The sequence below is a fragment of the Micromonospora sp. DT68 genome (assembly GCF_049847245.1).
Taxonomy (GTDB): Bacteria; Actinomycetota; Actinomycetes; order Mycobacteriales; family Micromonosporaceae; genus Micromonospora; species Micromonospora profundi.
This window is the reverse complement of the sequence record NZ_JBNCNZ010000086.1, coordinates 1-222: the sequence shown is the minus strand read 5'-3', so window position 1 is coordinate 222 and position 222 is coordinate 1. Positions and strand designations below refer to the sequence as shown.

General features: G+C 66.7%; 1 pseudogene. It reads left to right on the top strand.

The annotated features are described in order from the left end of the window. Nucleotides 1–222 (top strand): annotated as a pseudogene (locus ACPXB1_RS30735) (hypothetical protein); the annotation flags it as partial.

Below are 222 nucleotides of genomic sequence, written 5' to 3'. Positions count from 1 at the left end.
GCCCGTCGCGGTCGTGCAGGCCGACAAGCCCGACACCGCCAAGCTGATCCCGCACGGCACCCAGGGCGCGCAGTCGCGCATCGCCCTGAATGACGAGCAGACCGCCAACGTGAAGGCGATCATCGCCGCGACGAAGAAGGCCGGTATGCCCGAGCGTGCTGCGGTGATCTCGATCGGTACGAGCTTGCAGGAGTCGAAGTTGGAGAACCTGGGTCACCTGGG